We start from the raw sequence: 6,000 nt of genomic DNA on the forward strand, positions 1-6,000 counted from the left end.
GTACATTTGAAATGCGTTATTACTTTTTAACTAAAAAAAATAATATGTTCAAAATCAGAAACTTGATTATTTCCAGCGTTTTTTTAACGCCTTATCTTTTTTTCGGCCAACATACCGATGTTATCAATTCGAACCGACCTGGCGAAACTATGTCGGCTTTTTCTGTTGGAAAATCAGTAATTCAAGCCGAAGTTGGTGTTTATGGAATTAACGAAAAGCACGATTTATTAAATTATAATGCAAGTGGTTTTGGAACCGATTTAACTCTTCGTTGGGGTCTTTTTCGCGAGCAACTTGAACTTATTGCCGACATTCAGTACCAAATGGAGGATTACAGCACTCCTTTTGTTAGCTACAAAAAGAATGATTTTAAACAGACTATATTAGGAGCAAAATATCTGATCTACGATCCATTTAAAAATTACGAAAAAAAACCTAATATTTATAGCTGGAAAGCCAATCGAAGGTTTGACTGGCATCAATTAATTCCTGCAGTTTCTATTTTTGCAGGTGCTAATTTTACTTTTGCTGGAAATCCATACGCTTTTACAAATGAGTCAAGCATTTCTCCAAAAATCATGTTAATCACTCAAAATCATTTAGGCGATGGAAAATGGGTATTTGTAACCAATATTATTGCCGATTATATCACTACCGACTTTCCTAGTTACGGATATGTACTAACACTTACACGAGGTTTTAATGACAAATGGTCTGGTTTTGTAGAAAACCAAGGCTATAAAAGTGATTTTTACAGTGATTGTATTGTTAGAGGTGGTGCAGCATATTTGCTAAATAAAAACATGCAAATAGACGCATCTGTAAGTACTAATTTTAAAGATACTCCTTCTATTTTTTATGGTGGTGTTGGATTTTCTTGGCGTTACGACACAAACTATAAAGAAGTTCAAATGAACTTTAAAGATACTAAGAAAGGTAAAAAAGACAAAAAAAGTAAAAAAAGCAGAAAGAAAGAACTTGAAGAAGATTCTATCAAAATTGAACAAAGACGTAAATCAACTTTCGAATAATAACTGCTATTACAAATTTAACAACCTCTCAAAAAAGAGACTTTTAAAAAAATATAATACAATCTTAATGATTACAATACAAGAAGCCAAGACTAAAAAGGAGTTAACTGAATTTATAAAATTCCCTTTTTCATTATACAAAGACAATAAATACTGGGTCCCACCAATTATTGCTGATGAATTAGAAACTTTTGACAAAACAAAAAACCCCGCTTTCGAAAATGCTGAGGCTACTTTCTATGTCGCTTTAAGAAATAATGAAATTGTAGGACGTATTGCTGCTATAATTAACTGGGATGAAGTAAATGGGCAACAAAAAAGGAAAGTCCGTTTTGGTTGGTTTGATGTTATTGATAACATCGAGGTAACCAAAGCTTTACTTGAAAAAGTATATGAATTAGGCCGAAAAAATAATCTAGAATATGTTGAAGGTCCAATGGGATTCTCTAATCTGGATAAAGTTGGAGTTTTAACTGAAGGTTTTGACGAGATGGGAACTATGATTACCTGGTACAATCATCCTTATTACGCAACTCATTTTGAGCAACTGGGCTATGTGGTAGAAAAAAAATATGATGAGAGTAAATTCCCCTTCGCTAATGTAAAACCTGAATTTTTCGAAAAAGCAAATGAATTGGTAAAGAGAAGATACCAATTAAAACCGCTTAATTTCAAAACAACCAAAGAAGTAATGCCACATGTAGATAAAATGTTTGATTTATTCAATAAATCTTACGCTTCTTTATCATCATTTGTAGCAATATCCGATATACAAAAAGAGTACTTCAAGAAAAAATACATTAGTTTTATCAACCCGGAGTTTATCAAATTTGTAGAAGATAAAGACCATAACATTGTTGCTTTTAGTATTGTTATGCCTTCCTTTTCGGAAGCTTTACAGAAAACAAAAGGAAAATTATTCCCGTTTGGATTTCTTCATTTACTTAAAGCGAAAAAACATAGTAAGGATATGATTTTTTATCTAATTGGTGTCCATCCTGAGTACCAAAACAAAGCTGTAACTGCAATTATATTCAATGAATATTACCATACTTTTAAAGAAAAAGGTATTGTTAATTGCTATAGGACTCCAGAATTATCAGACAATGTAGCCATACATAATTTATGGAAACATTTTGATCCTGTTATTCACAAACGAAGAGCTACTTTCCGTAAAGAATTATAAAAAGAAATCCATTCACAGTTTGTGAATGGATTTCTTTTTTTGGCATCAAACCTATTTACAATCTACCTTTGATAAGGTCATTTTTGAATCAAATTTCAATTTTTTTTTATCTTTAAATATCATTTTACCATTTGTTTCTATAAGATCTCCATATCCTTCGATAAAAGTTCCTGCTTTTTTCAGGAAGGCAACTTCTCTTATAGAAGAAACTCCTTCCGATTTGAAAGTATAATCAGCGATAAGCGTATCCCCTTTTATATTCCCTATTATAGTTCCTACGTTTTTGTCTTTTTCATAAATTTTATATACCAATTCTCCGTTTACTTCATTATGGGAATTTGTACTTAAAGTCATTTTTACTGTATCATTATTAGCCACTAATTCAAAACATTGTTTGCCAACAGATTCTTTAATCATTCCAGATTCAACTGTATCAGGAACTATTTCTTCTGATTTAGTCTTTTTACAAGAAACTAATAGTAATGTAAAAACTCCTATTATTGCCATTGTTTTTTTCATAATCATTCTGTTTAAAAGTTTGAATGTTAAATATACTACATTAAAAAATTAGACAAAAAAAATCCATTCGCATAACGAATGGATTTCTTTATATAATTCCCACGTATTCATAAAAATGAATATTGGTTTTAACTATGCATCTACATCAACTGTAGTTCTACTAGCTATTTCTTTATAAGTTCCGTTGATTAATTTCTCACGAATAGCTTCAAAAGCTGTAAGTGTTTCATCAATATCAGCCAAAGTGTGCGAAGCTGTTGGTATCATTCTCAACAAAATAATTCCTTTTGGAATTACTGGATATACTACGATAGAAAGGAAAATACCATAATTTTCTCTTAAATCATTCACCATTACCATTGCTTCTGGAATACTTCCTTCTAAGTAAACTGGTGTAATACAAGTATTTGTATCTCCGATGTTAAATCCTTTTTCTCTTAAACCACTTTGTAATGCATTTACATTAACCCATAGTTTATCTTTAATTTCAGATGAATTACGCAACAACTCTAAACGTTTTAACGAACCAAGTGTTTGAATCATTGGTAATGCTTTTGCAAACATTTGAGAACGCAAGTTGTATTTTAAATAATCAATAACAGATTTATCTGCAGCTACAAAAGCTCCAATATTTGCCATAGATTTTGCAAAAGTAGAGAAGTAAACATCAATATCATCTTGAACTCCTTGCTCCTCACCTGCTCCAGCTCCTGTTTTACCAAGTGTACCAAAACCGTGTGCATCATCTACCAATAATCTGAAATTGTATTTTTGCTTCATAGCAACAATTTCTTTCAATTTTCCTTGTTGACCACGCATTCCAAACACACCTTCGGTAATAAACAAAATACCTCCACCTGTTTCTTGTGCCATTTTTGTAGCACGTTGCAGGTTTTTCTCCATACTTTCTAAATCATTATGTTTGTATGTGAAACGCTTACCCATATGCAAACGAACACCATCAATGATACAAGCATGAGAATCTACATCATATACAATGATATCATTTTTAGTCACTAAAGCATCAATGATAGATACCATACCTTGGTAACCAAAATTTAATAAATAAGCTGATTCTTTCATTACGAAATCTGCCAATTCATTTTCTAATTGTTCGTGATATTTAGTGTGTCCTGACATCATACGAGCTCCCATTGGGTAAGCTGCACCAAACTGAATTGCTGCATCTGTATCTGCCTGACGTACTTCTGGGTGATTTGCCAAACCTAAATAGTCATTTAAACTCCAGTTTAGGATATCTTTTCCGTGAAATTTCATTCTAGGACCTAACTCACCTTCTAACTTTGGAAAAACGTAATAGCCTTCTGCTTGAGAAGCCCACTTTCCTAATGGTCCCTTATTGTTCTGAATTCTTTCGAATAAATCTTTTACCATAAATATATTTTGAAGTAATAATTTTAATTTAAACAGCGTGCAAAAATAATGATTATTATTCTAAAATAGAGTTTCCATTTATTTTTATTGAAAAATATTCTGAATATCAATATTAAAAAAAATAAACTTCTCTAAAACTCCATTTTAAAAGCACAACTATTGAAATTAAAACATTACAAATTTCTAGAATAAATAATCTGTATTTCATGATTTTTATCATAATAAAAGACAAAGATGTCTTTTATATTTGTGTAAAGATTTTAAACTAAAATAAAACCAGATTAATTATGAAAATAAATTATAAAATGCCACAAAAATTAAAAGTGTTTTTTTGTGCAATTTTTACAATGACGCTCTTAGCATCATGTAAAAAAAATGAAAGCTCAACTAATTACACTGACATCGCAACCAATGGAGAAATGGAAGCTGAACTTACAGCCCCACCGATGGTACCGAAACCTGTTGGTAATAGGTCTGCCATGAAAGTAAAAATAAACATGGAAATAAAAGAGCTAGAAGGAACCATGACAGATGGCGTAAAATACACCTATTGGACATTTGGTGGCTCTGTTCCGGGAAGTTTCATCAGAACTCGTGTAGGTGATGAAGTCGAATTTCATCTAAAAAACCACCCAGACAATAAATTACCACACAACATCGATTTACATGCTGTTACAGGTCCTGGTGGTGGAGCAACATCATCATTAGTAGCTCCTGGTCATGAAAAAGTATTTAACTTCAAGGTGATTAATCCTGGTTTATACGTTTATCATTGCGCTACAGCTCCTGTTGGGATGCACATTGCAAACGGAATGTACGGTTTGATTCTTGTTGAGCCTGAAGGTGGACTTCCTCCTGTAGATAAAGAATACTACGTTATGCAAGGAGATTTTTATACTCAAGGTGAATATGGAGCCAAAGGTCTTCAGCCTTTTGACATGAATAAAGCCGTAAAAGAAACACCTGATTATGTTGTATTTAACGGAAAAGTTGGTTCATTAACCAATGGTGGTGAACTTACCGCAAAAGTTGGTGAAACGGTACGTTTATTTGTTGGTAACGGTGGTCCTAATCTAGTATCTTCTTTCCATGTCATCGGTGAAATATTTGATAAAGTGCATGTAGAAGGCGGAAGTCTCATTAATGAAAATGTACAAACTACATTAATTCCTGCTGGAGGAGCTGCTATTATTGATTTTAAAGTTGAAACTCCCGGAGATTTTATATTGGTTGACCACTCTATTTTTAGAGCATTTAATAAAGGTGCCTTAGGAATATTAAAAGTTGAAGGTGCTGAACATAAAAACATTTATTCTGGAACGATTCAAGAAGGTATTTATTTGCCAGAAGGAGGAACTATTCAAAAAATGCCTGATAACGGAGCAGCCAAAACTACAACTCCAAAAAGAACTGTAGCAGAGAAAATAAAAATTGGTAAAGAAATTTTCGGAACCACATGCTTTGCCTGTCACCAATCTGAAGGACAAGGAATTCCAAGTACATTCCCTCCTTTGGCTAAATCAGATTACCTTAATGCAGATCCTAAACGAGCAATTAAAACAATCTTACATGGTTTAAGTGGTGAAATAACTGTAAATGGCCATAAATACAACAATGTTATGCCTAGTCAGAATTTATCTGATGATGAAATAGCAAATGTCATGACCTACATATACAACAGTTGGGGAAATAATAAAACGGATGTTACTCCCGAAATGGTAAAATCACAAAGATAACAACAGCACTATTATGCAAAAAAATACTTTAATTATTCTTCTTTTCTTGGCTTATATGGGAATGGTAAGCGCGCAAGGATAGGTGCTGCCTCCCTAACAACAGGAGCATGTATTAACCTTAGCAATACGTGAC

5 protein-coding genes are annotated in these 6,000 nt (G+C 32.4%); 3 read left to right on the top strand and 2 right to left on the bottom strand.

Features of this window, described 5'->3' with window-relative positions; translation table 11 throughout:
* Positions 1-44: 44 nt before the first annotated feature.
* Together AC1RYN_RS13455 and AC1RYN_RS13460 are read left to right on the top strand one after the other, a co-directional pair.
* A complete protein-coding gene (locus tag AC1RYN_RS13455; protein WP_481807375.1) occupies positions 45-1,031 on the top strand; it encodes a transporter in 987 nt (328 codons plus the stop codon).
* A gap of 67 nt (positions 1,032-1,098) precedes the next feature.
* On the top strand, positions 1,099-2,217 hold the full coding sequence (locus AC1RYN_RS13460; RefSeq protein ID WP_481807376.1) for a GTP cyclohydrolase: 1,119 nt from the start codon (positions 1,099-1,101) through the stop codon (positions 2,215-2,217).
* A 51-nt stretch (positions 2,218-2,268) separates the two neighbouring features.
* Here AC1RYN_RS13460 and AC1RYN_RS13465 read toward each other — a convergent pair whose 3' ends face one another.
* Complete coding sequence (locus tag AC1RYN_RS13465; RefSeq protein ID WP_481807377.1) at positions 2,269-2,736, bottom strand: hypothetical protein; 468 nt, start codon at positions 2,734-2,736, stop codon at positions 2,269-2,271.
* 132 nt (positions 2,737-2,868) lie between these two features.
* A complete protein-coding gene (capB, locus tag AC1RYN_RS13470; protein ID WP_129537761.1) occupies positions 2,869-4,131 on the bottom strand; it encodes a cysteate-C-fatty acyltransferase in 1,263 nt (420 codons plus the stop codon).
* A 347-nt stretch (positions 4,132-4,478) separates the two neighbouring features.
* On the opposite strand from capB, the gene nirK reads away from it, so the two are divergent.
* On the top strand, positions 4,479-5,867 hold the full coding sequence (nirK, locus tag AC1RYN_RS13475; RefSeq protein WP_481807378.1) for a copper-containing nitrite reductase: 1,389 nt from the start codon (positions 4,479-4,481) through the stop codon (positions 5,865-5,867).
* Positions 5,868-6,000: the final 133 nt, after the last annotated feature.

Source organism: Flavobacterium sp. TC780 (assembly GCF_056783245.1).